This window comes from Pantoea sp. sgz302252 (genome assembly GCF_042610525.1).
Classification (GTDB): domain Bacteria; phylum Pseudomonadota; class Gammaproteobacteria; order Enterobacterales; family Enterobacteriaceae; genus Erwinia.
Genome location: NZ_JBHDVM010000002.1, coordinates 372603 through 398041, shown reverse-complemented (window position 1 = coordinate 398041; position 25439 = coordinate 372603). Strand labels below are relative to the sequence as shown.

The following is a 25439-nucleotide window of genomic DNA, read 5'->3' as shown; positions in this document are numbered from 1 at the left end:
ATGCACGATCAAAGAATTGCGATCGAAACGATCGAGGATAAAGAAGCTTTCGTGCTGAGTGCCACCGAGCACGATGCTATCGAGCATGAAAAGCACCATTACGAAGATGCCCGCGCGGCGTCGATCGAGGCGCTGAAAATCGTCCAGAAACAGCGCGGCTGGGTGCCGGACGGCGCTATCGACGCTATTGCCGACGTGCTTGGCATTCCTGCCAGCGACGTCGAAGGCGTAGCCACGTTTTACAGCCAAATCTTTCGCCAGCCGGTTGGCCGCCATGTGATCCGCTACTGCGACAGCGTAGTCTGCCATATCACCGGCTACCAGGGGATTCAGGCGGCGCTGGAACAAACGCTGAAAATCAAGCCCGGACAGACCACGCCGGATGGCCGCTTCACGCTGCTGCCGACCTGCTGCCTGGGCAACTGCGACAAAGGCCCAACGATGATGGTGGATGAAGACACGCATGTGCATCTCACGCCGGAAAACGTCGTTACTTTACTGGAGCAGTATCAATGACCATTAAAGAGATCGTGCGCACAGCGGAAACGCACCCGCTAACCTGGCGCATGCGCGAGGACAAGCAGCCGGTGTTCCTTGACGAATACCGCAGCAAAAACGGCTATGCAGGCGCGGAAAAAGCACTGAAAGGCATGGCGCCGGACGAAATCGTCGCGCTGGTAAAAGATTCTGGCCTGAAAGGGCGCGGCGGCGCGGGCTTCTCCACCGGTCTGAAGTGGAGCCTGATGCCGAAAGACGAATCCATGAACATTCGCTATCTGCTGTGCAACGCCGATGAAATGGAGCCGGGTACCTATAAAGACCGCCTGCTGATGGAGCAGATGCCGCACCAGCTGGTGGAAGGCATGCTGATCAGCGCCTTTGCCCTGAAGGCTTATCGCGGCTATATCTTCCTGCGCGGTGAATATATCGAGGCTGCCGTCAACCTGCGTCGCGCTATTGCAGAAGCGACAGAAGCGGGCTATCTCGGCAAAAACATCATGGGCACCGGCTTCGATTTCGAGCTGATGGTGCATACCGGCGCAGGCCGCTATATCTGCGGCGAAGAAACCGCGCTGATCAACTCGCTGGAAGGCCGCCGCGCCAATCCGCGTTCCAAACCGCCGTTCCCTGCTTCTGCGGGCGCCTGGGGTAAGCCGACCTGCGTAAATAACGTCGAGACGCTCTCCAACGTGCCTGCCATCCTTGCTAACGGCGTCGAGTGGTACAAAGGCATTTCGAAAAGCGAAGATACCGGCACCAAAATGATGGGCTTTTCCGGCCGCGTCAAAAACCCTGGTGTTTGGGAGCTGCCATTCGGCACCACGGCCCGCGAAATTCTCGAAGACTACGCGGGCGGCATGCGCGACGGCCTGAAATTTAAAGCCTGGCAGCCGGGCGGCGCGGGAACCGATTTCCTGACTGAATCGCATCTGGATCTGCCGATGGAGTTTGCCAGCATTGGTAAAGCGGGCAGCCGTCTGGGTACCGCGCTGGCGATGGCTGTCGATCATGAAATCAATATGGTGTCGCTGGTACGCAATCTGGAAGAGTTTTTCGCTCGTGAATCCTGCGGCTGGTGTACGCCATGCCGCGATGGCCTGCCGTGGAGCGTGAAAATCCTGCGCGCGCTGGAGCGTAAAGAAGGGCAGCCGGGCGATATCGAAACCCTGCTGCAGCTTTGCCGCCAGCTTGGCCCAGGTAAAACCTTCTGCGCGCACGCGCCGGGCGCGGTCGAGCCGTTGCAGAGCGCCATCAAATATTTCCGTGAAGAATTCGAAGCAGGCATGGCGCCTCAGGTTTACAGCAACGCGCACGCTATCGCCGGTATTCAGGCGAACCTGTTGAAGGCGCGCTGGTAGAAAAAGAATCGTGTTTAACGCTCTTACGAGCCTTACTTGAGCAATTTCACTATGGCTACAATTCATGTAGACGGTAAAGAATACGAGGTCGACGGCGCGGACAACCTGTTGCAGGCTTGCCTTTCGCTCGGCCTTGATATTCCTTATTTTTGCTGGCATCCGGCGCTCGGTAGCGTCGGTGCCTGCCGCCAGTGCGCGGTAAAGCAATTCCAGAATGCCGAAGATACCCGTGGTCGCCTGGTGATGTCCTGTATGACGCCTGCGTCCGACGGCACCTTTATCTCCATTGACGACGGCGAAGCGAAAGAGTTTCGCGAAAGCGTGGTGGAGTGGCTGATGACCAACCACCCGCACGACTGTCCGGTCTGTGAAGAAGGCGGCAACTGCCACCTGCAGGATATGACCGTTATGACCGGTCATAGCTTCCGCCGCTATCGTTTTACCAAGCGTACCCACCGCAATCAGGATCTTGGCCCGTTTATCTCCCACGAGATGAACCGCTGTATCGCCTGTTATCGTTGCGTTCGCTACTACAAAGATTACGCCGACGGCAAAGATTTGGGCGTATACGGCGCGCACGACAACGTCTATTTTGGCCGTCCGGAAGATGGCGTGCTGGAGAGCGAATTCTCCGGCAACCTGGTGGAAATCTGCCCGACCGGCGTGTTTACGGATAAAACCCACTCGGCGCGCTACAACCGTAAATGGGATATGCAGTATGCGCCAAGCATCTGCCAGCAGTGCAGCGTTGGCTGCAACACCAGCCCGGGCGAGCGCTATGGCGAACTGCGCCGTATCGAGAACCGCTATAACGGCACCGTAAACCAGTACTTCCTGTGCGACCGTGGCCGTTTTGGCTACGGTTACGTCAACCTGGAAGATCGTCCGCGTCAGCCAATGCAGCGTCGCGGCGACGACTGGATCGCGCTGAACGCCGAACAGGCAATGCAGGGCGCGGCGGATGTGCTGCGTCAGGCGAAAAAAGTAATAGGTATCGGCTCACCGCGCGCCAGCGTAGAGAGCAACTTCGCGCTGCGCGAGCTGGTGGGCGCGGAAAACTTCTCGACCGGCATTCCGGCAGGCGAGCAGGCACGTCTGGAACTGATGCTGAAAGTGCTGCGCGAAGGCGGCATCCATACTCCTGCACTGCGTGAAATTGAAAGCTACGATGCGGTGCTGGTACTGGGCGAGGATTTGACCCAGGTCGGCGCTCGCGTTGCACTTTCCGTGCGCCAGGCCGTGAAAGGCAAAGCGCGAGAAATGGCGGCGGCGCAGAAAGTAGCCGACTGGCAGATCGCGGCAATTATGAATATCGGTCAGCACGCCAAACATCCGCTGTTTGTCACCAACGTTGATGAAACCCGTCTGGACGATATCGCCGCGTGGAGCTATCGCGCGCCAATAGAAGATCAGGCGCGTTTGGGCTTCGCCATCGCTAATGCGCTGGATGAAAGCGCACCTGCGGTCGAAGGCATCGAGCGTGAGCTGAGCGGTAAAATTGATGTGGTGGTTCAGGCGCTGGCCGGGGCGAAGAAACCGCTGATTATTTCCGGCGTACATACCGGTAGCGAGGCGATGATCCAGGCGGCGGCCAACGTAGCCAGAGCGCTGAAAGGGCGCGGTGCGGATGTCGGCATCACGCTACTTGCAGGCGCGGCCAACAGCGTAGGCCTGGGCATGATCGGCGGCAAACCGCTGGATGCGGCGCTGGACGAGCTGGAAAACGGCGCGGCCGATGCAGTAATCATCATGGAAAACGATCTCTATCGTCACGCGCCGAAAGCGCGGGTAGATGCGGCGTTGCGCAATACGCCAAACGTGATCGTGGTGGATCACCAGCGTACTGCCACCACCGAAAAAGCGGGTTTGATCCTTTCAACCGCCAGCTTTGCGGAAAGCGATGGCACCGTGGTTAATCAGGAAGGCCGCGCGCAGCGCTTCTTCCAGGTTTACGATCCGGCTTACTACGACAATAAAATCCAGATGCTGGAAAGCTGGCGCTGGCTGCACTCGCTGCAAAGCACGATCGCCAGCCGCGAAGTGGACTGGACGCAGCTCGATCACGTGATCGACGCCTGTGTACGTGCGCTGCCGCAGCTGGCAGCCATTAAGGATGCCGCGCCGGACGCCAGCTTCCGCATTCGCGGACAGAAACTGGCACGTTCGCCGATCCGCGCCAGCGGCCGTACCGCCGCTCGCGCGAACATCAGCGTGCATGAACCGCGCCAGCCGCAGGATAAAGACACCATGTTCGCCTTCTCTATGGAAGGGAACAACCAGCCGAGCGCGCCGCGTTCGCAGATCCCGTTCGCATGGGCGCCAGGCTGGAACTCACCGCAGGCCTGGAACAAATTCCAGGATGAAGTGGGCGGCAAGCTGCGCTTCGGCGATCCGGGCGTGCGTCTGTTTGAGGCAGGCGAAGGTCAGCTTGAGTGGTTTACCAGCGTGCCAGAAGCTTTCGCGGGCCAGGAAAAGGGCTGGCGTGTCGCGCCATACTTCCATCTGTTTGGCAGCGAAGAGATGACTCAGCGTTCGCCGGTATTCCAGCAGCGCATGCCGCTACCTTACGTAATGGTTAATCCGGAAGATGCTGCAAAACTGGGCGTCAACGCGGGCGCTACCGTCGCCTTTAACTGCGCGGGCGAAACGCTGCGCCTGCCGGTGCGTTTCTCGGCAGCGCTGCGGGCAGGGCAGGTCGGTTTACCGTTGGGCTTGCCTGGCGTACCGCCGTTCCTGCTGGGCGCAAGCATTGAAAATCTGCAGGAGGCAACGCAATGAGCTGGCTGACACCGGAAGTTATTGATGTCCTGATCGCCGTAGGCAAAGCGCTGGTGATCCTGTTTGTGGTGGTTGGCTGCGGCGCTTTTATGAGCTTCGGCGAACGCCGCTTGCTAGGGCTGTTCCAGAACCGTTATGGGCCGAACCGCGTTGGCTGGGGCGGCTCGCTCCAGCTGGTGGCAGACATGATCAAGATGTTCTTTAAAGAGGACTGGACGCCGCCCTTCACCGACCGCGTGATCTTTACCCTGGCACCGATGATTGCCTTTACCTCGTTGCTGCTGGCGATGGCGATCGTGCCGGTTACTTCCACCTGGATGGGTGCAGACCTGAATATTGGCCTGCTCTTCTTCCTGATGATGGCGGGTCTGGCGGTCTATGCGGTGCTGTTCGCAGGCTGGTCGAGCAACAACAAATACTCGCTGCTGGGCGCAATGCGCGCCTCGGCGCAAACGCTGAGTTATGAGGTGTTTCTTGGCCTGTCGCTGATGGGCGTGGTGGCGCAGGCTGGTTCTTTTAACATGGTCGATATCGTCAACAGCCAGCAGCACCTGTGGAACATTATTCCGCAGTTCTTTGGCTTTTTGACCTTCGCCATCGCGGGCGTCGCGGTCTGCCACCGCCATCCTTTCGACCAGCCGGAAGCAGAGCAGGAACTGGCAGACGGTTACCATATCGAATACGCCGGTATGAAGTTCGGCCTGTTCTTTGTCGGTGAATACGTCGGCATCGTCACCGTCTCTTCTTTGATCGTGACGCTGTTCTTCGGCGGCTGGAACGGTCCGTGGCTGCCGCCGATTTTCTGGTTTGCGATTAAAACGGCTTTCTTCATGGTGATGTTTATTCTGATCCGTGCGGCGCTGCCGCGTCCGCGCTATGACCAGGTAATGTCGTTCGGCTGGAAAGTTTGTCTGCCGTTGACGCTGTTGAACCTGCTGGCCACCGCCGCAGTGATTCTGTACAACGCGCAGTAAGAGGTTATTACCATGAAAATTAAAGACATTCTGGTAGGGTTCGGCACTACGGTACGCAGTATCGTGCTGATTGGCTCAAACGCCTTTGCTAAGCGCGAAACCCAAATGTATCCGGAAGAGCCGGTTTATCTGCCGCCGCGCTACCGCGGCCGCATCGTCTTAACCCGCGATCCCGATGGCCAGGAGCGCTGCGTTGCCTGTAACCTTTGCGCAGTAGCCTGTCCCGTAGGCTGCATCTCGCTGCAAAAAGCGGAAACGCTGGATGGCCGCTGGTATCCGGAATTCTTCCGCATCAACTTCTCGCGCTGCATTTTCTGCGGCCTGTGCGAAGAGGCCTGCCCGACTACGGCGATCCAGCTGACGCCCGATTTCGAACTGGGCGAGTTCAAGCGCCAGGATCTGGTGTATGAGAAAGAGAACCTGCTGATTTCCGGGCCGGGCAAATATCCGGAATACAACTTTTACCGGATGGCGGGCATGGCGATCGAAGGTAAAGACAAAGGCGAAGCGGAAAGCGAAGCCAAACCCATCGACGTCAAGGGCTTGTTACCTTAAGGAGCCAGGCATGGAATTTGCGTTTTATCTTTGCGGACTGGTGGCGGTGCTGACGACGCTGCGCGTCATCACCCACACTAACCCGGTGCACGCGCTGCTGTATCTGATTATTTCGCTGCTGTCGATCGCCGGCGTGTTCTTCTCGCTTGGCGCTTACTTTGCCGGCGCGCTGGAAATCATCGTATACGCAGGCGCTATCATGGTGCTGTTCGTCTTTGTGGTGATGATGCTCAACCTGGGCGACAGTATTCAGGCGCAGGAGCGCGAGTGGCTGAAACCGGGCGTCTGGTTCGGGCCTGGCCTGCTGTCGCTGCTGCTGCTGGTGACCATCGTCTACGCCATTCTCAGCATTAACGATCAGGGTATTGATGGCGCGATGATCGACGCGAAAGCGGTCGGCATCAGTCTGTTTGGCCCTTATGTGCTGGCGGTGGAGCTGGCTTCCATGCTGCTGCTGGCTGGCCTGGTGGTGGCTTACCATATCGGTCGCGAGCAGCGCCCGGGCGAAGTGCTGAGCAACCGTCCGGCCGACGCGGTGAAAAAGGAGGAACACGCATGATCCCTTTGCAACACGGCCTTATCCTGGCGGCAATTCTGTTTGTGCTGGGGCTGACTGGCGTAGTGATCCGCCGCAACCTGCTGTTTATGCTGATAAGCCTTGAAATCATGATCAACGCTGCGGCGCTGGCCTTCGTGGTAGCAGGCAGCTATTGGGGACAGGCGGACGGCCAGGTAATGTACATCCTGGCAATCAGCCTGGCCGCCGCCGAGGCGAGTATCGGCCTGGCACTGCTGCTGCAGCTGCATCGCCGTAGCCAGAACCTCAATATTGATAAAGTGAGCGAGATGCGCGGATGAATCTTCTCTATTTAACTATTTTATTTCCGCTGATCGGTTTCGTGCTGCTGGCTTTTTCCCGTGGCCGCTGGTCAGAAAATTTGGCCGCGACGGTAGGGATGGGCTCCGTAGGACTGGCCGCGCTGGTTACGCTTTATGTCGGCATAGACTTCTTCGCGCAGGGCCAGCCGGTCTTTAACCAGGCGCTGTGGACATGGATGCAGGTCGGCAACTTTAATATCAAAGTTAACCTGACGCTGGATGGCCTCTCCCTGACCATGCTCTCGGTGGTGACGGGCGTTGGCTTCTTTATTCATATGTTCGCCTCCTGGTATATGCGCGGCGAAGAGGGCTATTCGCGCTTTTTCGCCTATACCAACCTGTTTATCGCCAGCATGGTGGTTTTGGTTCTGGCCGATAACCTGATGCTGATGTATCTGGGCTGGGAAGGCGTGGGCCTCTGCTCTTACCTGTTGATCGGCTTCTATTACACCAATCCGGACAACGGCGCGGCGGCGATGAAAGCCTTTATCATCACCCGCGTCGGCGATGTCTTCCTGGCTTTTGCGCTGTTTATCCTTTACAACGAGTTGGGCACGCTGAATTTCCGCGAGATGGTCGAGCTGGCGCCAGCGCACTTTGCGGCGGATAACCACATGCTGCAATGGGCCACGCTAATGCTGCTTGGCGGCGCGGTTGGTAAATCGGCCCAGCTACCGCTGCAAACCTGGCTGGCGGATGCGATGGCAGGCCCAACGCCGGTTTCCGCGCTGATCCATGCGGCAACAATGGTTACGGCAGGTGTCTATCTGATCGCCCGCAGCCACGGCCTGTTCCTGTTAACGCCGGAAGTACTGCATCTGGTGGGTATTATCGGGGCTATTACCCTGGTGTTGGCAGGCTTCGCCGCGCTGGTGCAGACCGATATCAAACGCGTGCTCGCTTACTCCACCATGAGCCAGATCGGCTATATGTTCCTGGCGCTGGGCGTGCAGGCCTGGGATGCGGCAATTTTCCATCTGATGACGCATGCCTTCTTTAAAGCGCTGCTGTTCCTCTCATCCGGTTCGGTGATCCTGGCCTGCCACCATGAGCAGAACATCTTCAAAATGGGCGGCCTGCGCAAAAGCATTCCGCTGGTCTATGCCTGCTTCCTGGTAGGCGGCGCGGCACTGTCGGCGCTGCCGCTGATCACCGCAGGCTTTTTCAGTAAGGATGAGATCCTGGCAGGCGCGCTGGCTAACGGCCATATCAACCTGATGGTTGCGGGTCTGGCCGGTGCCTTTATGACCTCGCTCTATACGTTCCGCATGATTTTCATCACCTTCCACGGCGAAGAAAAAATCCATGCGCACGCGGGCAAGGGCATTACCCATCATCTGCCGCTGATTGTGCTGCTAATCCTTTCAACCTTTATCGGCGCGCTGATCGTGCCACCTTTGCGCGGCGTTCTGCCGGAAACCACCGAGCTGGCGCACGGCAGCGTGCTGACGCTGGAAATCACTTCTGGCGTGGTGGCAATTGTCGGCATCCTGCTGGCAGCGTTTCTGTGGCTGGGCAAACGCTCGCTGGTCAACAGTATTGCGCAGAGCGCGCCGGGCCGTTTCTTCTCCACATGGTGGTTTGCTGCCTGGGGCTTCGACTGGCTCTATGACAAAGTTTTCGTCAAGCCTTACCTGTTCGTGGCCTGGCTGCTGTCGCGCGATCCGCTGAACGCCATCATGAATGTGCCAGCGCTGTTTTCCCGCCTGGCGAACAAAGGGCTGGTGGTCAGCGAAAGCGGCTATTTGCGCTGGTACGTGGCTTCCATGAGCATCGGCGCCGTCGTCGTCCTCGCGCTGTTGATGGTTGTATAAAAGTTTGTGAGCGGGGCAGAGCGGGTTGCTGTGCCTCAATAAAAGCATGTGAAATATTCCCCGTATAAATGGGCGTTATCGGCGAAGGGAGTTTGTTTTCCGCCAGCGCGCAGCAACCGCAGCATACCCAAGTATGTGAGGATTGCGAGCACTGCCGGAAAGCAAAATACCGAGCAAGATAGCCCAAACGGGGACATAGAGAAGGGAAAATTCCGCCATGTTATTACCCTGGCTAATACTCATCCCGTTCATCGGCGGCCTGCTTTGCTGGCAGTTTGAACGCTTCGGGAGCAAGGTGCCGCGTTGGATCGCGCTGATCTCTATGGGGCTGACGCTGGCGCTCTCGCTTCAGCTCTGGCTGCAGGGCGGTTACTCGCTGACCCAGGCTACCGGATTGCCGCAGTGGCAGTCTGAATTTCTGGTTTCCTGGATACCGCGTTTTGGCATTAACGTGCATTTGGCGCTGGATGGCCTGTCATTGCTGATGGTAGTGCTGACCGGCCTGCTGGGCGTGATGGCGATCCTCTGCTCCTGGAACGAAATTGAAAAATGGCAGGGCTTTTTCCACCTGAACCTGCTGTGGATCCTGGGCGGCGTAATCGGCGTGTTCCTGGCTATCGACCTGTTCCTGTTCTTCTTCTTCTGGGAGATGATGCTGGTGCCGATGTACTTCCTGATCGCACTGTGGGGACATAAGGCGTCGGACGGGAAAACGCGCATCACGGCGGCTACCAAGTTCTTTATCTACACCCAGGCGAGCGGGCTGGTGATGCTGATCTCCATCCTGGCGCTGGTGTTTGTTAACTACAACGCGACCGGGATCTGGACGTTCAACTACGCCGACCTGCTGAAAACGCCGATGAGCAATACCGTCGAGTATCTGCTGATGCTGGGCTTCTTTATCGCCTTTGCGGTAAAAATGCCGGTGGTGCCGCTGCATGGCTGGCTGCCGGATGCGCACAGCCAGGCGCCGACGGCGGGTTCCGTTGACCTGGCGGGCATCCTGTTGAAAACGGCGGCCTATGGTCTGCTGCGTTTTGCGCTGCCGCTGTTCCCGAATGCTTCCGCCGAGTTTGCGCCGATTGCGATGTGGCTGGGTATTATCGGTATTTTCTACGGTGCCTGGATGGCTTTCTCGCAGTACGACATCAAGCGCCTGATCGCCTACACCTCTATTTCGCATATGGGCTTCGTGCTGATCGCCATCTACACCGGCAGCCAGCTCGCTTTCCAGGGCGCGGTAGTGCAGATGATTGCCCACGGTCTTTCTGCCGCGGCGCTGTTTATCCTGTGCGGCCAGCTCTATGAACGTCTGCATACCCGCGATATGCGCCAGATGGGCGGACTGTGGTCGCGCATCAAATGGCTGCCTGGTCTGTCGCTGTTCTTTGCGGTGGCAAACCTGGGGATGCCGGGAACCGGTAACTTTGTTGGCGAATTTATGATCCTGACCGGCAGCTTCCAGTCGGTGCCGGTGATTATTGTTATTGCCACCTTTGGCCTGGTGTTCGCTTCCGTTTACTCGCTGATTATGATGCAAAGAGCCTATTACGGCGCGCCGAAGTCGGAAACGCCGCTGCGGGGCATGTCGCCGCGCGAGTTCCTGATGATTATGGTGCTGGTGGTTCTGCTGCTGCTGCTGGGCGTTTACCCGCAGCCGATACTGGATACCTCCCATGCTGCGATGAGCAATATTCAGCAGTGGTTTACCGCTTCAATTTCAACTACAAGGCCGTAATTCGCCATGACAATAACTCCTCAACAATTGATCGCGCTGCTGCCTATGCTGATCGTCGGCTTGACGGTGGTGGTGGTGATGCTCTCCATTGCGTGGCGGCGCAACCACTTCGTCAATGCCACGCTGGCGGTCGTCGGGCTAAACCTGGCGCTGCTGTCGCTCTGGTTTGTGGGGCAGGCGGGCGCGATGGACGTCACGCCGCTGCTGCGCGTCGACGGTTACTCAATGCTCTATACCGGGCTGGTGATTTTAGCCAGCCTGGCGACCTGCACCTTCGCCTATCCCTGGCTGGAAAACTACCCGGATAACCAGGAAGAGTTCTATCTGCTGGTGCTGATTGCGGCGCTGGGCGGCGTAGTGCTGGCAAGCGCCAACCATCTGGCTTCGCTGTTTATCGGCATTGAGCTGATTTCTCTGCCGCTGTTCGGCCTGGTGGGCTATGCCTTCCAGCTGAAACGCTCGCTGGAAGCCAGTATCAAGTACACTATCATGTCCGCCGTGGCTTCCTCTTTCCTGCTGTTCGGCATGGCGCTGCTTTATGCCAACTCCGGCAATCTGGGCTTTGTCTCGCTGGGCCGTAGCCTGAACGATGGCATGCTGCAGCAGCCGCTGTTGCTGGCAGGACTAGGTATGATGATCGTCGGCCTGGGCTTCAAACTCTCGCTGGTGCCTTTTCACCTGTGGACGCCGGATGTCTATCAGGGCGCGCCCGCGCCGGTTTCGACTTTCCTGGCGACCGCCAGCAAAATCGCTATTTTTGGCGTGGTAATGCGTCTGTTCCTGTACGCGCCTGCGGCTGATAGCGAGGCTGTACGTCTGGTGTTGGCAATTATCGCTTTCGCCTCGATCCTGTTCGGCAACCTGATGGCGATTTCGCAGAGTAACATCAAGCGTCTGCTGGGTTACTCTTCTATTGCGCATCTGGGTTACTTGCTGGTGGCGCTGATTGCTATCCAGACCCATCAGCTGTCGCTGGAAACCGTCGGCGTTTATCTGGCAGGTTACCTGTTCAGCAGCCTGGGTGCCTTTGGCGTGGTCAGCCTGATGTCTAGCCCGTATCGCGGCCCGGATGCGGATTCGCTTTACTCCTATCGCGGTCTGTTCTGGCATCGTCCAATCCTGTCGGCGGTTATGACGGTAATGATGCTGTCGCTGGCGGGTATCCCGATGACGCTGGGCTTTATCGGTAAGTTTTACGTGATCGCCGTGGGCGTAGGCGCGCATTTGTGGTGGCTAACCGGCGCTGTGGTAGTGGGTAGTGCGATTGGTCTTTACTACTACCTGCGCGTTACCGTCAGCCTGTATTTGAATCCGCCGGAGCTGCTACAGCGCGATACGCCTGCCAATTGGGCATTTACCGCTGGCGGCGTGGTAGTACTGATTTCCGCGATTCTGGTACTGCTGCTGGGTGTCTATCCGCAGCCGTTGATTTCGCTGGTGCAGATGGCGCAGCCGCTGATGTAAGTCTAAGACTTAACGGGCTCCCGGGAGCCCGTTTTCCTCTAAACCTTATTGCAATTTCCAGACATAGTCAGTTTGTTCATAACCGGGATACATTTTCTTCATATAGTCCTCATAAAAATTCCGGAAAGACATTTTGCCATCTAAATCGAATTCCCCTTTTTGCGGATCGTAGAAGGATACGCGGCTTGAGTTTTTATCATTGTAGAGCGCGCTGGTATCTATACTGCCATTTTCGGGATTTCTTTTGAAAAGAATATAACCACCGGGGTAAAAAACGCCTGCTGTTCTGTAGGCTACAATTTTATCTATATTTTTCCCCAGCAGGTAATTTACACAGTCAGGAGGGATAAAATCATGCCTGGAACCTTCTGTGCTTTTAAGTAACTGAAGCAAATCTTCCTGCAAAATCTTATCGTCATTTTTTTCAGGAGAAAACGCTGAGCTGCCTGCTAATTTCTCTGTAATCCATTTTAAAGCTAAAGAAATCCCCAGATATTCATTTTTAGTATCCACTATATTAATTAAATTATTTTTATTGAATACGGATTTGCGGTTTTCAATTATATCGCTGCAGTCTTTTTGGTATGCATTTTTCAGCTTCTCTCTGTCAGCGAAAGCGAGTTTCTTCAATACGTCGGGTGTCTTCGATTTCTCTACTGGATACTCGTTATTGTTAAAATTACTTTTTGAAGGGTTGCTGGTAGATTGTTGATGGTCGCTAAGCGTTTCTTCAGCATTTTTTAAATATTCAATCAGCTCCTTTGCCCCACTCAGGCTGGCTTCTTCGTGCAGTTTTACGCCTTGTATTAAAGGGTGATTCTTGGCTAAAAAAGCTGCCTTTGCGCCCAGGTCTCTTTGAATGCAATTAAGAATATTTAGCCAGGATGGTGACAATGAGTTTAAATTAACACCAACTGACTTAAATGCTTCAATAATCGCGGTCTCGCATTCTATTCTTGAATTCTTTTGTGGCTGGATTTCAACATCTTTTCGGGGTTGCGGCGTAATGTTCAGGGGTGGTTTTAAATTTTCCATCCACCGTGCGCATTGGTTCTTCATATACGAAGATAAAGGCCCGTTATTTATTGATTTTAAATTGTAAAGCAGCTTTGTACTTCCTGCTGATAATGGGATGCTTTCATTTTTTATAAAAACGCACCTGGCTTCTTTTTTTGTAAGTCCCAGTTCGGTGTTAGCCAGTTTTACCAGTTTTGTCAGGGTTTTATTTGAAAGTGAGCTGTTGTAACTCTTTTTTTGTAGCGCTGATAAAAGGGTGTCTTTTTTAATGTTAATTTTATTGCTGCTAATATTCATATCATCCTCCTGAAAACAATAAGATATCCAAACGGAAAATATTTTTATATCAAAAAACACTCTTTTGATATTAAGTGCTTATATCATCAGTATTTTATCTTGAGTCTGAAAATAAATTTAATTACAATTAAATTTCCTTAACCTTGTACAGCCTGTAAAGCAGGGAGGCGAAAATAAACTTAATCTGGCAAGATTTACACCATAGCGAACTGAGCACTGCGCAGCTTTACCAAATTTTGGCGCTACGCAATGCGGTATTTATTGTTGAGCAGGCTTGTGCTTACCAGGATGTGGACGGCGCAGATTTGGCAGGCGAAAACCTGCACCTTCTGGGGCTTTATCAGAATCGGCTGTTGGCTTATGCCCGACTGCTTGCACCTCAAAGCGACAGCGAGCCGATCAAAATAGGGCGGGTTATCGTTTCTGGCGAGGTGCGCGGGCTGAAGTTAGGACATCGTCTAATGGAACAGGCTATCCTTAGCTGCGAGCGACGCTGGCCGAGGTTGCCGATTAAACTTTCTGCTCAGGCACATCTTCAGGCTTTCTACAGCCAGTTTGGCTTTTTGGCATATGGCGAAATTTACCTTGAGGACGGCATTCCCCATGTGGATATGGTGCGCCAGCCTTAGTATTACCGTCCTGGCCTGCATCAGACCAGGGTTTCTACAGCCAGTAGCGTCATTCTTCTGGCAACGTGCTTTAATACCTGCTCGCGTTGTGCAGCAGGCATATGGCTTTCCCTGTAGGTATTGATAACCAGCTGGTGATTGCCGATAACGTCTGTAAGCCACTTTCTCGCCAGCCTCGGGTTGATATCCATACCTTCCGCAAGCTGAACAAAATCCACTCCCGTATATTCACCATAGGGCGAATCTATGCCGGGCGCGCTATCCCTATCGTTTTCCTCAAGTGCGAGCAGCGGTAAAGCAAGGTATTCATTGAATGCCGCAGGATAGGGGGCGACGCTGATAAAGTCATAAACGGGGGCCAGGTAAGGTCGGCCCGATTCTGGATGGAGAATACCGAAATTGCGCAGATGAAAATCGTTATTGCCCAGGACGTAAGCATAAACGATGCGCAAAAACAGATCCCGCTTATGCTTCAGACCGTTATTAACGTGGTCGTTTAGAAAACAACAGGCTCTTTCATAGCTGACGCTCCTTTTACCCGCAATATGGCCATACTTATCATCAATCCCCATTGCGCCATCAAGCTGCTCCTGGTGAAGCCTTTTTTCATTCTGCCGATCGTATCTTTTAATAATAAAAGCAAGTTCATCTGACTGTTTAAAGCGTATCAGACCGAACGGTGGTACAGAAAAACGTAGCCGCTTCATTACCATCATTGTGGCGTGCTCGTTTTCGGCGAAGGAAGGATAGGCTTCCGGCGAGGGTTTCAGGATATAGCCACCATTATTGTTAACTACATTCAATTCGCCGCTTTCAAGCTGTAGAGAAAGCTTGGGCTGATAGCCTGAAATACTCATTCCCTTTTGACGTTCAGGCTGCTTCTGAATAAATTCGCTGCGGGTAAACGACAGCAGCGGTACAGCCAGTACCTTGCCAAAAAGCTCCCGGAGACCTTTACGGCAATAGCCCGTGGCTGCTTCCGTTTCTTTTAACAAAGTTGAACTGATTAAACAGCGTTCCGGATTCATTGGGCTATCTCTCTGAGCACTACCGCACCGAGCAAATCTTTGCCGTTTTGCATCAGCATGCCCAGTAGATCTTTGTTGTCAATCTTTTGCAGTTCGGAATAGCGCGTGCGTAGCCAGCCTTCCGGCGCCAGGCCTTTAAAGAAAGGATGAAGATCCTTGCTAAAATATGGCTCAGGTCTGACAGGCATACTTAGCGACACGGCCGGGCCGTTATAATACGGATAATAGGTAAAATTATAGCCTTTAGCGCTTTCGCTTAGCCTGCCTGCAGCAAGGTCGTACAGCAGTACTTCTACCGTTCGAGCCATATTCTAATCCCCAGCTCATGCAGCAGGCTATGCAGATTAGCAGCTCTGGCCCCGCCCGGATCGCTAATCATACGTTTAAAAGTAGAAAGCGAGACGTTGATTTGAAGCGCCATTTCTTCATAAGTCACGTGCTGGCGTTTGAGTTCTCGCACTATAAGCCGGGAAAGGAGCGGAAAATCAAACATCGAAGCGCTTTTATCAGGAGCAAAGTTATTCATTGTAATCCAGCCGAAAAGTTCATTTTTGACACTTTAGGCCCGTTAGCGAACCACATCAATAGCCATTTGTTGTAAATTCAACCAAAATTGTCAAATTTGAGACTTTTGACCCAAATTTGCTCGGGTGTGGGCAGTGATAACAGTAAAAAGGTCAAAATTGACCTTTTCAAGGCTGTTCAAAGGTGGTCAGAGCTAAAAAAAGAACGGCAGTAACCTTTATCAAGGTATGCAGAGTGGCCAGAATCGTTCAGCGCTAAAGCTAACAGGGCGAGCCTGCGCTCGCCCTTGACACTTAGCCCGCCGTCATCTGGCGGTCATCGACATATTTACGCTTGTCCGGCGCTGGCGGGAAATACTGATAAAGCCAGGTCTCGGTTAGCGTCTCGTCTTTGGTGCGCAGGAACAGGCGCAGATTAACCGGCTCGACGGAGTCGCTGTTCGGATACCAGTCAAACAGAATGCGATAGCCGTTGATCGGCTCAACATAGAGAATTTCCACCTGTTTGAAAGTGCCTGATGTTACCGTAATAACCGGCTCGATACCCTTTGGCGCAGCCGCTTGCAAATCGCCGCCGACAAAATCTACCGCAAAACGGCGTGCCCACACATCCGGATAGTGTTCGCCCGGCGCCCAGCCTTCCGGGAAGCCGCCCATGCCGGTACGCGTTGCTTTTACGCGTGCAAGGTCGCTATGAACCGGCGGCAGGCCGCTCCAGTAAAGCTTGTAGCTGAAGCTGTGCTCGCTGCCAGCCTTGATACTCTCTGTAGGGCGCCAGAAGCAGGCAATATTATCCAGCGTCTCACCCGTAGTCGGGATTTCCATCAGGTTAATGGCGCCTTTGCCCCATTTGCCCACAGGCTCTACCCACAGGCTTGGGCGCTTGTTGTACCAGCCAATCACATCCTGATAGTCCTGGAAATCGTGATCGAGCTGCAGCATACCGAAGCCGCGCGGGTTTTCATCCTGATAAGCGTTAAAAGTCAGACGCTGCGGATTATTTAACGGGCGGCAGATCCATTCACCGCTGCCGGTCCACATCGCCAGGCGATCGGAATCGTGAATTTGCGGGTGGATGGTATCGCACATACGGCGTTCGTTGGTACCGCAGCTGAACATGGTGGTCATGGGCGCGATGCCCAACTGGTCAATATCTTTACGGGCATAAAGGTGGTTTTCCACCTCCATCGCCACGCGCTTCTCTTCGCAATGGATAACAAATTTAAAAGCGCCGGTGCAGCTTTCGCCATCCAGCAGCGTATAAACGGTAAAAGTAGTATCGTCCGCTTTCGGCGTTTCAAACCAGAAGGCGGTGAAATCCGGGAACTCTTCTTTGCTGCCGAAAGTGTTAATGGCGACGCCGCGAGCGGAAAGACCATACTGATAAGTGTCGTCAACCGCGCGGAAGTAGCTTGCACCCAGGAACGAGACGATATCTCGTTTTGCCAGCTCCGGCTTTTTAAATGCGCGGAAGCCAGCAAAGCCTAAATCAGTTTTGCCTTCCAGCTGTTTGGTATCAACGTTCGCATCGTTGTAGTTAAACAGCTCGGGACGGAAGTGAATTTCGCGAGCCTGACGGTCGGCATCTACAGAAAACATACGCAGGCGGCGCTTAAAGCCCATGCCGACGTGGAAAAACTGGACATCCAGTTCGCGATCGCCGTTGCCGTTCCACAGCGAGTGATTCGCATCATACTGAATTTCGTTATAGGCCTGCGGCGTTAGCGTTGCCAGCGTCTCGGGCAGAGGCGCGGGAGCGCCGCCGTAGGGCTTCTGCGCCAGCGAAGCGGCCATCTTTTGCAATACGTCAAAATCAAAACGCTTCGCCGTGCCGTCGGCGATATCGGTATCGGCCCAGGCGGCCTGAGCAAACAACGTCGACAAACCGGACATCCCGCTAACCGTAGCGAAAGCCATTGACGCCTTCATAAACATTCTTCGATTCATGCCAGAGTCATATCCTTTGCTGAACGGAATTGTTAAAACTGCGCTATATCTGTGGCCATAAAAGCCTTTTTGTAGCTGAATTATGAGCGGGTCACAGGGAAATACGACAGCTTGTGGCGTCAGAAATTCAGTCAGGCAAAATTTAGCAGATAAATCTGACAAAAGCAGGCGGTTGCCGGAAAGCAATATCAGTGGATTCCTGGCCGGGCAAACAAGCAGAGCGGCAAAAAGTGTCTATAGTTACTGGTATTATTCGCACAAGGAGACGTTATGGCTAATACAATTGAACCACAAGAAACCAACCTCGATGACGATCTGGCTCTGCTGACCGAAACGCTGGAAGAGGTGCTTAAGTCATCTGGCGATCCGGCCGATCAGAAATATGTTGAGCTGAAAGCCAAAGCGGAAAAATCGCTGAATGAGGTGAAATCCCGCGTCAGCAATGCTTCTGATACCTATTATCATCGTGCGAAACAGGTTGCTAATCGTGCCGATGAGTATGTGCATGAGAAACCCTGGCAGGGCATTGGCGTAGGCGCTACGCTGGGCCTTGTTGTCGGCCTGCTGCTGGCGCGTCGCTAAGCCGTTTGCGCTGGATAACGGGCATCCCAACGGGGTGCCCGTTTTGTTTTCAGCAAGGCGCGTTAAAAAACTGAAAATAGCACGTTAATCCTGGCCTAAATCAAAATTACTCCCTGAGGGCACTCTTATACTTCCCGCTGCTTGTTTGATCTGGAGTGGGCGATGTCGCACAGTATCTTCAACCGGCGCTGGGCCGCCGCGATTCTGGAAGCCTTATCTCGTCACGGCGTACAGCATCTCTGCATTGCGCCCGGCTCGAGATCCGCGCCGCTGACGCTGGAAGCCGCTGCCGGAAACCTGTTTTGCCATACCCATTTTGATGAGCGCGGCCTGGGCTATCTGGCGCTGGGCCTGGCGAAAGCCACGCGAGGTCCGGTGGCGATTATTGTTACTTCCGGGACGGCCGTCGCTAACCTTCTGCCAGCGGTGATCGAGGCCAGCCTTACCGGCGAAAGATTGATCGTGCTTAGCGCCGATCGCCCGCCTGAACTGATCGACTGCGGCGCTAACCAGGCTATTCTCCAGCCAGGAATCTTCGGCCAACATATTGCCGGGGCGCTCAATCTCCCCAGACCCTCAGCGGACATCCCCGCTCGCTGGCTACTCTCTGCCATTGATGCACTGCTTCAGCAGCATCCCGCTGGCGCCGTGCATATCAATTGCCCCTTTGCTGAACCTCTCTATGGCGGAGAGTCGCAGGCGTTTAAAGCCTGGCATGACGAGCTGGGCAAATGGTGGCACGAAGAAACGCCGTGGCTGTCGATACAGGCGACGCGGCCAACACCTTTTATCAGCGGCTGGCCGTGCTGGCGGCAAAAGCGCGGGCTGGTTGTGGCCGGGAAAATCACTGTACAGGAAGGCATTGCGCTGGCTCAGTGGGCTGAAGAGCTGGGCTGGCCGCTGTTAGCCGATATTCAGTCGCACACCGGCGCGCCGTTGCCCTGTAGCGAACTCTGGTTGCAGGAGGAACACGCGCTGCAGGCGCTCGCAGATGCCGAGCTTATTGTCCAGTTCGGCGCAAGGCTGACCGGAAAAAGACTGACGGGCTGGCTGGCGGAGGCGAAATCGGCGGAGCGCTGGCTGATAGATCCTTTGCCCGGACATTTGGACCCTGCCCATTGCCGCAGCCAGCGGATCGTGGCGGATATTGGCGAGTGGCTCGCCGCGCATCAGGCTGTCGCCCGGCCTGCATGGCTACCTTCTCTGCATTCGCTTGCTGTAGAAACGCATGCCGCGCTCGCTGCTGAATTGCAGGAGTTTGGCGAGGCGCAGCTGGCGTTGCGCCTGTCGGAACTGTTGCCGCACGAGGGCGCGCTGTTTCTGGGCAATAGCCTGACCATCAGGCTGGCCAATGCCTTTGCCCGCTTGCCAGTAGGCTATCCCGTATACGCCAGTCGCGGTGCCAGCGGTATTGACGGGCTAATCGCAACGGCTGGCGGCATACAGCGCGGCAGCGGTAAGCCGCTGCTGGCAATCGTGGGCGATCTCTCCGCGCTTTATGACGTTAACAGCCTGGCGCTGCTCGGTGGGCCACTGGTGCTAATAGTGGTGAATAACGGCGGCGGCCAAATTTTCTCGCTGTTGCCAACGCCAGAAGCGGAGCGGGAGCGCTTCTTCACTATGCCGCCGCAGGCAGATTTCGCCAGTGCCGCCAGCATGTTCGGGCTGAACTACCGCCAGCCGCAGGACTGGCCTTCGCTGCTTGCCGCTGTTGAAGCGGGCTGGCAAAACAAAACGGCTACGCTGATTGAACTAAAAGTTCCGGCAGAACAGGGTGCGCAATGGCTGGCTGGAGCCTGGCGAAAATGATACTGCATGCGCGCTGGCAGGGTGCTCACCGCAGCAACAGGCCGGTGCTGGTCTGGCTGCACGGCTTTCTCGGCAGCGCTGAGGAGTGGCAGCAGGTGCAGACATTTTTTGGCGACTGGCCGCAGCTGAGTATCGATTTGCCCGGCCATGGCGGTTCCCGGGCGCAGCGGGTCAGCGATTTCGGGCAGCTCTCGGCGCGTCTTCATGCCACTTTACAAAACCACCGTGTGCAGCGCTACTGGCTGATCGGCTATTCGCTGGGAGGTCGCATCGCGCTTTATTATGCCTGCCGTTACGCGGATCCCGCGCTGGCAGGCGTTGTAGTAGAAGGTGCCCACTTCGGTCTTGTCTCAGAACGACAACGGGCGCAAAGGCTGGCCAGCGACCGGCATTGGGCCAGCGAATTTCAAAGGCAGCCGCTGGCCGCAACGCTGGAGCAGTGGTATCGCCAGCCGGTATTCGCTGATTTAAGTGAACCGCAGCGAAAAGCGCTGATCGCCTTGCGCTCTGATAACGATCCGCAGGCGCTGGCCGCCATGCTGCTTAGTACTTCGCTTGCCCGGCAGCCTTGCCTGTTAGCGGAAATCCGTCAGCTTCCTCACTTTCACTATTTTTGCGGCGAGCACGATGCCCAATTTCAGCGCCTGGCCATGCAGGCCGGGCTGGTAACGACAACTATCGCGACAGCGGGCCATAACGCCCATCGCGCCTGCCCGCACGCCTTCGCCGAAGCTCTGGCGCAAAAGCTCAACACCTTTTAAAGGAGAAATCATGATCTGTCCCGACGAAGCTATGCTCTATGCGCCCACAGAGTGGCGGCCATGCGGCGACTATAGCGACATTCTCTTTCACAAAACGCCGGATGGCATTGCCCGAATTACCCTTAACCGGCCGGAAGTCCGCAACGCTTTCCGACCGCAGACTGTTAAAGAGATGCAGCACGCGCTGGACGATGCGCGGCACGATGAGCAGATCGGCGTCATCATACTTACCGGCGCGGGCGATAAAGCTTTCTGCGCTGGCGGCGATCAGAAAATTCGCGGCGATTACGGCGGCTACCGTGATGAGAGTGGCGTGCATCATCTCAACGTCCTTGATTTACAGCGGCAAATTCGCACCTGTCCTAAGCCGGTTGTCGCTATGGTGGCGGGCTATGCGGTCGGCGGCGGCCACGTTCTGCATATGATGTGCGATTTGACTATCGCAGCGGAAAACGCGCAGTTCGGCCAGACCGGGCCGAAAGTGGGCTCCTTTGACGGCGGCTGGGGCGCTTCATATATGGCGCGCATTGTCGGGCAAAAAAAGGCGAGGGAAATTTGGTTCCTGTGCCGCATGTATAACGCTCAGCAGGCGCTGGAAATGGGGCTGGTCAACGCGGTGGTGCCGCTGGCCGAGCTGGAAAAAGAGACGGTGCGCTGGTGCCGGGAAATGCTGCAAAACAGCCCAATGGCGCTGCGCTGCCTGAAGGCGGCGCTCAACGCCGATTGCGACGGCCAGGCGGGCTTGCAGGAGCTGGCGGGCAACGCCACCATGCTGTTTTATATGACGGAAGAAGGGCAGGAAGGGCGCAATGCTTTTAACCAGAAGCGCCAGCCGGACTTCAGCCAGTTTAAGCGAAACCCGTGATGCGCCAGGTAACGCTATTTAATTACAACATACTAATGGATGCGGGCGTGGTGCTTCGCGATCGGCGGGTAACCTCGCGTTGTGGGCTGCTGGTCAGGCTGGAAGAAGCGGGTCGTGAAGGTTGGGGAGAAATCGCGCCGCTGCCTGGTTTCAGCGAGGAAACATTAACCGAGGCGCAGGCGGAAGCCGCGCGCTGGTTGCAAAGCTGGCGCAAGGGCGAGGTAACGGCAGAATCTTTACTGGTTCCGGGAGCGCGGCAAAACGCAAAACTGCTGCCTTCCGTGGCCTTTGGCGTGAGCTGTGCGCTGGCTGAGCTGCACGGCCTACTGCCCGCTGCGGGCAACTATCACAGCGCAATGCTCTGTACGGGCGATCCGGATGAATTAATCATGCAGCTGAACCAACAGCCGCAGCCGGTCGCTAAAATGAAAGTCGGTCTGTACGAAGCCGTTCGCGACGGAATGATAGCATCACTGCTGCTGGAAGCTGTTCCGGCTCTTTCGCTGCGGCTGGATGCCAACCGACAGTGGAGCCTGGCAAAAGCCAGGCAGTTCGCCCATTTCGTACCGGAAACATTGCGTTCACGTATCGCATTTATCGAAGAGCCATGCCGCACCCAAGAAGAGTCCAGAATATTCGCACAGGAAACGGGTATAGCGTTCGCCTGGGATGAAAGCACCAGAGAACCGGACTTTGCGCCAGTGGCAGAACCCGGGCTGCACGCCCTTGTTCTCAAGCCGACGCTAATCGGCAGTCTGGCAAAGGTAAGACAGCTAACGACGCAGGCACAGCAGGCGGGGTTGAGCGTGGTAATCAGCTCTTCGCTGGAGTCGAGCCTGGGCCTGAGCCAGCTGGCGCGGATAGCAGACTGGCTGACGCCAGGCGTCGTGCCCGGACTAGATACGCTGTCGCTGATGCAGCAGCAGCTGGTGCGCACCTGGCCCGGATCGTCGCTGCCGCTGGCGTCGCCGGAAAGCCTGGAAATATATGAGCGCGCCTGACGACTGGCCCTGGATGCATTGGGCACGGCGCGCATCGGAGCGGAGCGCGCTGACGGTAAACGGTAACGTCTGGAGCTGGGCGCGGCTGGCGGAACGGGTCGAAATGCTGGCGATCGGCTTCCATCGTCAGGGCGTCCACGTCGGCAGCGGCGTAGCTTTGCAGGCTCATAACAGCGAGCAGGCATTATTGGCATACCTGGCGCTACTTCGCTGCGGCGCGCGCCTGCTGCCGCTAAATCCTCGCCTGCCAGCCACCCAGATAGCGGCATTGCTACCCTCGTTAAATATCGATTATGCGCTGACCCTGAGCGGCGAAGCTCCTGTTACTCTCCCTGCGCTGCGTGTGATATCTGAATCCGGGTTCCTTCAGCATGGCTGGCAGAAAGATGCCATCGCTACCTTAACTTTAACTTCCGGCTCTACTGCCTTACCTAAGGCTGCTGCCCATACTTTCAGTGCGCATCTCGCCAGCGCACGCGGCGTAGCAACCACACTCGGCTTCAGCGCCGAAGAGAGTTGGCTGCTTTCTTTGCCGCTGTTTCATGTTTCCGGGCAGGGCATCCTCTGGCGCTGGCTCTACAGCGGCGGCAGGCTGGTGCTGGCGGATGACTCGAGCAAACAGCAAGCGACCTTCGCTTCGCTGGTGCCTACGCAGCTTTGGCGTTTGTTACGCCATTCAGAGCTGCGGCTGCGCACCGTGCTGCTTGGTGGCGCGGCTATCCCAAATGAGCTTACCAGACAGGCCGAAGAACGTGGCGTTGCCTGCTGGTGCGGCTACGGCATGACGGAAACGGCCTCGACTATAGCGGCGAAAAGAGCTGACGGCGGGCCGGGCGTCGGAAAGCCGTTGCCAGGACATCGTATTAAACTGGTAAACGGCGAGATAGCGCTTCAGTCCGCGGCTTTAGCGTGCGGCTACTGGCGCGATGGCGATTTGCTGCCGCTTACTGACAGCGATGGCTGGTTTTTTACCCGGGATAGTGGAGTCTGGACGCCTGACAACTTGCTAATCAATGGTCGGCTGGACAATCTGTTTTTCTCGGCAGGCGAAGGGATCCAGCCAGAGCAAATCGAAGCGGTGCTGGCACAGCATCCGGCGGTGGAACAGGTTTTTATCTTGCCGCAGCCGGACGAAGAATATGGCCACAGGCCGGTAGCGCTGGTGGCGCTCAGAGATAAATCATCGCTTTTGCAGCTCCAGGCCTGGGCTGTCGACAGGCTGGCCGGTATTCAACGTCCGGTAAGCTGGCATCCGCTGCCGCAGTTGCACGGCGGCGGAATAAAGCCTTCTCGCAAGCAGCTCGCAGATTGGCTTTTACAGCGACAAAAACAGTAATGCCGGAAAAATTCCGGCATTTTAGTGGATTTGCCTGATACAACCTGCATCTCCGGCGTTCGCTATTACTCGCCTTTTAGCGCTTTTTCTACCCCTGCGCCATAGGCCGGATGCACCTGATAAAACAGCGCCAGCTGACGCTGCTGGATGAATTCCGGGATCTGGCTCAGCTCGCCGGCGATACGCTGGAACATGCGCTGATGCTCTTCTTCGCCCAACAAATTAAACAGCGCGCGCGGCTGGGTAAAATAGTCCTCGTCCTCGCGATGATTCCAGTGGTCAGCCGCGCCTTCCAGTGACAACGGCGGCTCGCTGAAATCCGGCTGCTCCTGGAAAACGTTAAAGCTGTTCGGCTCATAGGTTGCGCCGTTGCCGCTGTTGCCGTCCACGCGCATCGCGCCGTCGCGGTGATAGTTATGGAAAGGGCACTTCGGCGCGTTCACCGGGATCTGATGATGGTTCACGCCCAGGCGATAGCGGTGCGCGTCGCCATAAGAGAACAGACGGCCTTGCAGCATGCGATCTGGCGAGAAGCCAATGCCGGGCACCACGTTAGCCGGGCTCATCGCGACCTGCTCAACCTCGGCAAAATAGTTATCCGGGTTGCGGTTCAGCTCAAACTCGCCCACCTCAATCAGTGGATAATCGGCGTGCGGCCAGACTTTGGTCAGGTCAAACGGATTGTAAGGCGTGGACGAAGCTTCCGCCTCCGGCATAATCTGCACGTAAAACTTCCAGCGCGGGAAATTCCCCTGTTCGATAGAGTCGAACAGATCGCGCTGCGAGCTTTCGCGATCGCGGCCGATCAGCTGCGCGGCTTCGTCATCCATCAGGTTCTGAATACCTTGCTCGCTGCGGAAATGAAACTTAACCCAGAAACGCTCCTGGTTATCGTTGATAAAGCTATAGGTATGGCTGCCGAAGCCGTGAATATGACGATAGGAGCGTGGCAGGCCGCGATCGCTGAAATCAATAGTTAACTGGTGCAGCGATTCCGGTAACTGTGAGAAAAAGTCCCATTTGTAGGTTGGATTACGCAGATTAGTGCGCGGATCGCGTTTTACTACATGGTTCAGATCCGGGAATTTCAGCGGATCGCGCAGGTAGAAGACTGGCGTATTATTGCCAACCAAATCCCAGTTGCCTTCTTCAGTATAAAATTTCAGCGAGAAGCCGCGAATATCGCGCTCGGCGTCCGCGCCACCGCGTTCACCGGCAACCGTGGAAAAGCGCATAAACAGATTGGTTTTTTTACCCACTTCGGAAAAGATTTTTGCCCGGCTGAAGCGGGTAATATCCTGCGTTACGGTAAAGGTGCCATAGGCGCCAGAACCTTTAGCGTGCATGCGACGCTCCGGGATCACTTCACGATCGAAGTGGGCCAGCTTCTCCAGGAACCAGACGTCCTGCAGCAGCATCGGGCCACGACGGCCTGCGGTCATGGAATTATTGTTATGGGCGACCGGCGCGCCTGAAGCTGTGGTAAGGCCTTTTTTATTCATGATGGCGTCTTTTCCTGTACGGTTTTGTCTTTTAAATATCGCTGTTTGATTGCTTATTCCTATTCATAGCGCCATTTTGC

At 55.6% G+C, this 25439-nt stretch carries 23 protein-coding genes; 17 read left to right on the top strand and 6 right to left on the bottom strand.

Features of this window, described 5'->3' with window-relative positions:
- The 10 genes from nuoE to nuoN all read left to right on the top strand — a co-directional run bounded on the left by nuoE (window position 1) and on the right by nuoN (window position 12061).
- Window positions 1-516, top strand: a complete 516-nt coding sequence (nuoE, locus tag ACETPC_RS05675; protein WP_380179439.1) for an NADH-quinone oxidoreductase subunit NuoE — start codon at window positions 1-3, stop codon at window positions 514-516.
- Window positions 513-1859 (top strand): NADH-quinone oxidoreductase subunit NuoF, encoded by a 1347-nt coding sequence (nuoF, locus tag ACETPC_RS05670; protein ID WP_380179437.1) that lies wholly within the window; start codon window positions 513-515, stop codon window positions 1857-1859. Before nuoE ends, nuoF begins: the two co-directional genes overlap by 4 nt.
- A gap of 51 nt (window positions 1860-1910) precedes the next feature.
- The gene (gene nuoG, locus ACETPC_RS05665; RefSeq protein ID WP_380179435.1) at window positions 1911-4637 is read left to right on the top strand and encodes an NADH-quinone oxidoreductase subunit NuoG; all 2727 of its coding nucleotides are present in this window, start codon (window positions 1911-1913) and stop codon (window positions 4635-4637) included.
- Window positions 4634-5611, top strand: a complete 978-nt coding sequence (gene nuoH, locus ACETPC_RS05660; protein WP_380179433.1) for an NADH-quinone oxidoreductase subunit NuoH — start codon at window positions 4634-4636, stop codon at window positions 5609-5611. The genes nuoG and nuoH overlap by 4 nt, the downstream gene beginning before the upstream one ends.
- 12 nt (window positions 5612-5623) lie before the next feature.
- Window positions 5624-6166, top strand: coding sequence for an NADH-quinone oxidoreductase subunit NuoI (gene nuoI / locus ACETPC_RS05655; protein WP_253459790.1), 543 nt, complete (start codon window positions 5624-5626; stop codon window positions 6164-6166).
- Between the two features lie 10 nt (window positions 6167-6176).
- Complete coding sequence (gene nuoJ, locus ACETPC_RS05650; RefSeq protein WP_380179431.1) at window positions 6177-6725, top strand: NADH-quinone oxidoreductase subunit J; 549 nt, start codon at window positions 6177-6179, stop codon at window positions 6723-6725.
- Complete coding sequence (nuoK, locus tag ACETPC_RS05645; protein WP_034894855.1) at window positions 6722-7024, top strand: NADH-quinone oxidoreductase subunit NuoK; 303 nt, start codon at window positions 6722-6724, stop codon at window positions 7022-7024. The genes nuoJ and nuoK overlap by 4 nt, the downstream gene beginning before the upstream one ends.
- Window positions 7021-8859: an NADH-quinone oxidoreductase subunit L gene (gene nuoL, locus ACETPC_RS05640; protein ID WP_380179428.1), complete on the top strand. Its 1839-nt coding sequence runs from the start codon at window positions 7021-7023 to the stop codon at window positions 8857-8859. The genes nuoK and nuoL overlap by 4 nt, the downstream gene beginning before the upstream one ends.
- A 217-nt stretch (window positions 8860-9076) precedes the next feature.
- Window positions 9077-10597, top strand: a complete 1521-nt coding sequence (gene nuoM / locus ACETPC_RS05635) for an NADH-quinone oxidoreductase subunit M (RefSeq protein ID WP_380179426.1) — start codon at window positions 9077-9079, stop codon at window positions 10595-10597.
- Window positions 10598-10603: 6 nt separating this feature from the next.
- Window positions 10604-12061 carry an NADH-quinone oxidoreductase subunit NuoN gene (nuoN, locus tag ACETPC_RS05630; protein ID WP_380179424.1) on the top strand — a complete coding sequence of 486 codons (1458 nt, stop codon included), beginning with the start codon at window positions 10604-10606 and terminating at the stop codon, window positions 12059-12061.
- Window positions 12062-12106: 45 nt separating this feature from the next.
- Here the strand turns inward: nuoN and ACETPC_RS05625 are convergent, their stop codons facing one another.
- Window positions 12107-13375 carry a hypothetical protein gene (locus tag ACETPC_RS05625; protein WP_380179422.1) on the bottom strand — a complete coding sequence of 423 codons (1269 nt, stop codon included), beginning with the start codon at window positions 13373-13375 and terminating at the stop codon, window positions 12107-12109.
- 173 nt (window positions 13376-13548) lie between these two features.
- On the opposite strand from ACETPC_RS05625, the gene ACETPC_RS05620 reads away from it, so the two are divergent.
- Window positions 13549-14004: a GNAT family N-acetyltransferase gene (locus tag ACETPC_RS05620; protein WP_380179680.1), complete on the top strand. Its 456-nt coding sequence runs from the start codon at window positions 13549-13551 to the stop codon at window positions 14002-14004.
- A gap of 20 nt (window positions 14005-14024) precedes the next feature.
- Here ACETPC_RS05620 and ACETPC_RS05615 read toward each other — a convergent pair whose 3' ends face one another.
- From ACETPC_RS05615 to ACETPC_RS05600, 4 genes are all read right to left on the bottom strand, one after another.
- Window positions 14025-15032 carry a type II toxin-antitoxin system HipA family toxin gene (locus ACETPC_RS05615; RefSeq protein WP_380179420.1) on the bottom strand — a complete coding sequence of 336 codons (1008 nt, stop codon included), beginning with the start codon at window positions 15030-15032 and terminating at the stop codon, window positions 14025-14027.
- Window positions 15029-15340: a HipA N-terminal domain-containing protein gene (locus tag ACETPC_RS05610; protein WP_380179418.1), complete on the bottom strand. Its 312-nt coding sequence runs from the start codon at window positions 15338-15340 to the stop codon at window positions 15029-15031. Before ACETPC_RS05610 ends, ACETPC_RS05615 begins: the two co-directional genes overlap by 4 nt.
- Window positions 15325-15558: a hypothetical protein gene (locus tag ACETPC_RS05605; RefSeq protein WP_380179416.1), complete on the bottom strand. Its 234-nt coding sequence runs from the start codon at window positions 15556-15558 to the stop codon at window positions 15325-15327. The genes ACETPC_RS05610 and ACETPC_RS05605 overlap by 16 nt, the downstream gene beginning before the upstream one ends.
- Before the next feature lie 292 nt (window positions 15559-15850).
- Complete coding sequence (locus ACETPC_RS05600; protein WP_380179414.1) at window positions 15851-17503, bottom strand: glucan biosynthesis protein D; 1653 nt, start codon at window positions 17501-17503, stop codon at window positions 15851-15853.
- Window positions 17504-17773: 270 nt separating this feature from the next.
- Between ACETPC_RS05600 and elaB the strand changes: the two genes are divergently transcribed.
- From elaB to menE, 6 genes are all read left to right on the top strand, one after another.
- Entirely contained in the window at window positions 17774-18085 is a 312-nt protein-coding gene (gene elaB / locus ACETPC_RS05595) for a stress response protein ElaB (protein WP_380179412.1), read from the top strand.
- Window positions 18086-18247: 162 nt separating this feature from the next.
- On the top strand, window positions 18248-19894 hold the full coding sequence (gene menD / locus ACETPC_RS05590; RefSeq protein ID WP_380179410.1) for a 2-succinyl-5-enolpyruvyl-6-hydroxy-3-cyclohexene-1-carboxylic-acid synthase: 1647 nt from the start codon (window positions 18248-18250) through the stop codon (window positions 19892-19894).
- Window positions 19867-20655: a 2-succinyl-6-hydroxy-2,4-cyclohexadiene-1-carboxylate synthase gene (gene menH / locus ACETPC_RS05585; RefSeq protein ID WP_380179408.1), complete on the top strand. Its 789-nt coding sequence runs from the start codon at window positions 19867-19869 to the stop codon at window positions 20653-20655. Before menD ends, menH begins: the two co-directional genes overlap by 28 nt.
- 10 nt (window positions 20656-20665) lie before the next feature.
- Window positions 20666-21520 (top strand): 1,4-dihydroxy-2-naphthoyl-CoA synthase, encoded by an 855-nt coding sequence (gene menB / locus ACETPC_RS05580; protein WP_380179406.1) that lies wholly within the window; start codon window positions 20666-20668, stop codon window positions 21518-21520.
- A complete protein-coding gene (gene menC / locus ACETPC_RS05575; protein ID WP_380179404.1) occupies window positions 21520-22521 on the top strand; it encodes an o-succinylbenzoate synthase in 1002 nt (333 codons plus the stop codon). The genes menB and menC overlap by 1 nt, the downstream gene beginning before the upstream one ends.
- The gene (gene menE, locus ACETPC_RS05570; protein WP_380179402.1) at window positions 22508-23857 is read left to right on the top strand and encodes an o-succinylbenzoate--CoA ligase; all 1350 of its coding nucleotides are present in this window, start codon (window positions 22508-22510) and stop codon (window positions 23855-23857) included. Before menC ends, menE begins: the two co-directional genes overlap by 14 nt.
- 65 nt (window positions 23858-23922) lie before the next feature.
- Here menE and ACETPC_RS05565 read toward each other — a convergent pair whose 3' ends face one another.
- Window positions 23923-25359, bottom strand: coding sequence for a catalase (locus tag ACETPC_RS05565; protein WP_380179400.1), 1437 nt, complete (start codon window positions 25357-25359; stop codon window positions 23923-23925).
- Window positions 25360-25439 lie beyond the last annotated feature (80 nt).

What these genes read in the sequence shown, in the direction of transcription:
- nuoE (WP_380179439.1), top strand. Translation starts at nt 1, where the DNA reads ATGCACGATCAAAGAATTGCGATCGAAACGATCGAGGATAAAGAAGCT.
- nuoF (WP_380179437.1), top strand. Translation starts at nt 513, where the DNA reads ATGACCATTAAAGAGATCGTGCGCACAGCGGAAACGCACCCGCTAACC.
- nuoG (WP_380179435.1), top strand. Translation starts at nt 1,911, where the DNA reads ATGGCTACAATTCATGTAGACGGTAAAGAATACGAGGTCGACGGCGCG.
- nuoH (WP_380179433.1), top strand. Translation starts at nt 4,634, where the DNA reads ATGAGCTGGCTGACACCGGAAGTTATTGATGTCCTGATCGCCGTAGGC.
- nuoI (WP_253459790.1), top strand. Translation starts at nt 5,624, where the DNA reads ATGAAAATTAAAGACATTCTGGTAGGGTTCGGCACTACGGTACGCAGT.
- nuoJ (WP_380179431.1), top strand. Translation starts at nt 6,177, where the DNA reads ATGGAATTTGCGTTTTATCTTTGCGGACTGGTGGCGGTGCTGACGACG.
- nuoK (WP_034894855.1), top strand. Translation starts at nt 6,722, where the DNA reads ATGATCCCTTTGCAACACGGCCTTATCCTGGCGGCAATTCTGTTTGTG.
- nuoL (WP_380179428.1), top strand. Translation starts at nt 7,021, where the DNA reads ATGAATCTTCTCTATTTAACTATTTTATTTCCGCTGATCGGTTTCGTG.
- nuoM (WP_380179426.1), top strand. Translation starts at nt 9,077, where the DNA reads ATGTTATTACCCTGGCTAATACTCATCCCGTTCATCGGCGGCCTGCTT.
- nuoN (WP_380179424.1), top strand. Translation starts at nt 10,604, where the DNA reads ATGACAATAACTCCTCAACAATTGATCGCGCTGCTGCCTATGCTGATC.
- ACETPC_RS05625 (WP_380179422.1), bottom strand. Translation starts at nt 13,375, where the DNA reads ATGAATATTAGCAGCAATAAAATTAACATTAAAAAAGACACCCTTTTA.
- ACETPC_RS05615 (WP_380179420.1), bottom strand. Translation starts at nt 15,032, where the DNA reads ATGAATCCGGAACGCTGTTTAATCAGTTCAACTTTGTTAAAAGAAACG.
- ACETPC_RS05610 (WP_380179418.1), bottom strand. Translation starts at nt 15,340, where the DNA reads ATGGCTCGAACGGTAGAAGTACTGCTGTACGACCTTGCTGCAGGCAGG.
- ACETPC_RS05605 (WP_380179416.1), bottom strand. Translation starts at nt 15,558, where the DNA reads ATGAATAACTTTGCTCCTGATAAAAGCGCTTCGATGTTTGATTTTCCG.
- ACETPC_RS05600 (WP_380179414.1), bottom strand. Translation starts at nt 17,503, where the DNA reads ATGAATCGAAGAATGTTTATGAAGGCGTCAATGGCTTTCGCTACGGTT.
- elaB (WP_380179412.1), top strand. Translation starts at nt 17,774, where the DNA reads ATGGCTAATACAATTGAACCACAAGAAACCAACCTCGATGACGATCTG.
- menD (WP_380179410.1), top strand. Translation starts at nt 18,248, where the DNA reads ATGTCGCACAGTATCTTCAACCGGCGCTGGGCCGCCGCGATTCTGGAA.
- menH (WP_380179408.1), top strand. Translation starts at nt 19,867, where the DNA reads ATGGCTGGCTGGAGCCTGGCGAAAATGATACTGCATGCGCGCTGGCAG.
- menB (WP_380179406.1), top strand. Translation starts at nt 20,666, where the DNA reads ATGATCTGTCCCGACGAAGCTATGCTCTATGCGCCCACAGAGTGGCGG.
- menC (WP_380179404.1), top strand. Translation starts at nt 21,520, where the DNA reads ATGCGCCAGGTAACGCTATTTAATTACAACATACTAATGGATGCGGGC.
- menE (WP_380179402.1), top strand. Translation starts at nt 22,508, where the DNA reads ATGAGCGCGCCTGACGACTGGCCCTGGATGCATTGGGCACGGCGCGCA.
- ACETPC_RS05565 (WP_380179400.1), bottom strand. Translation starts at nt 25,359, where the DNA reads ATGAATAAAAAAGGCCTTACCACAGCTTCAGGCGCGCCGGTCGCCCAT.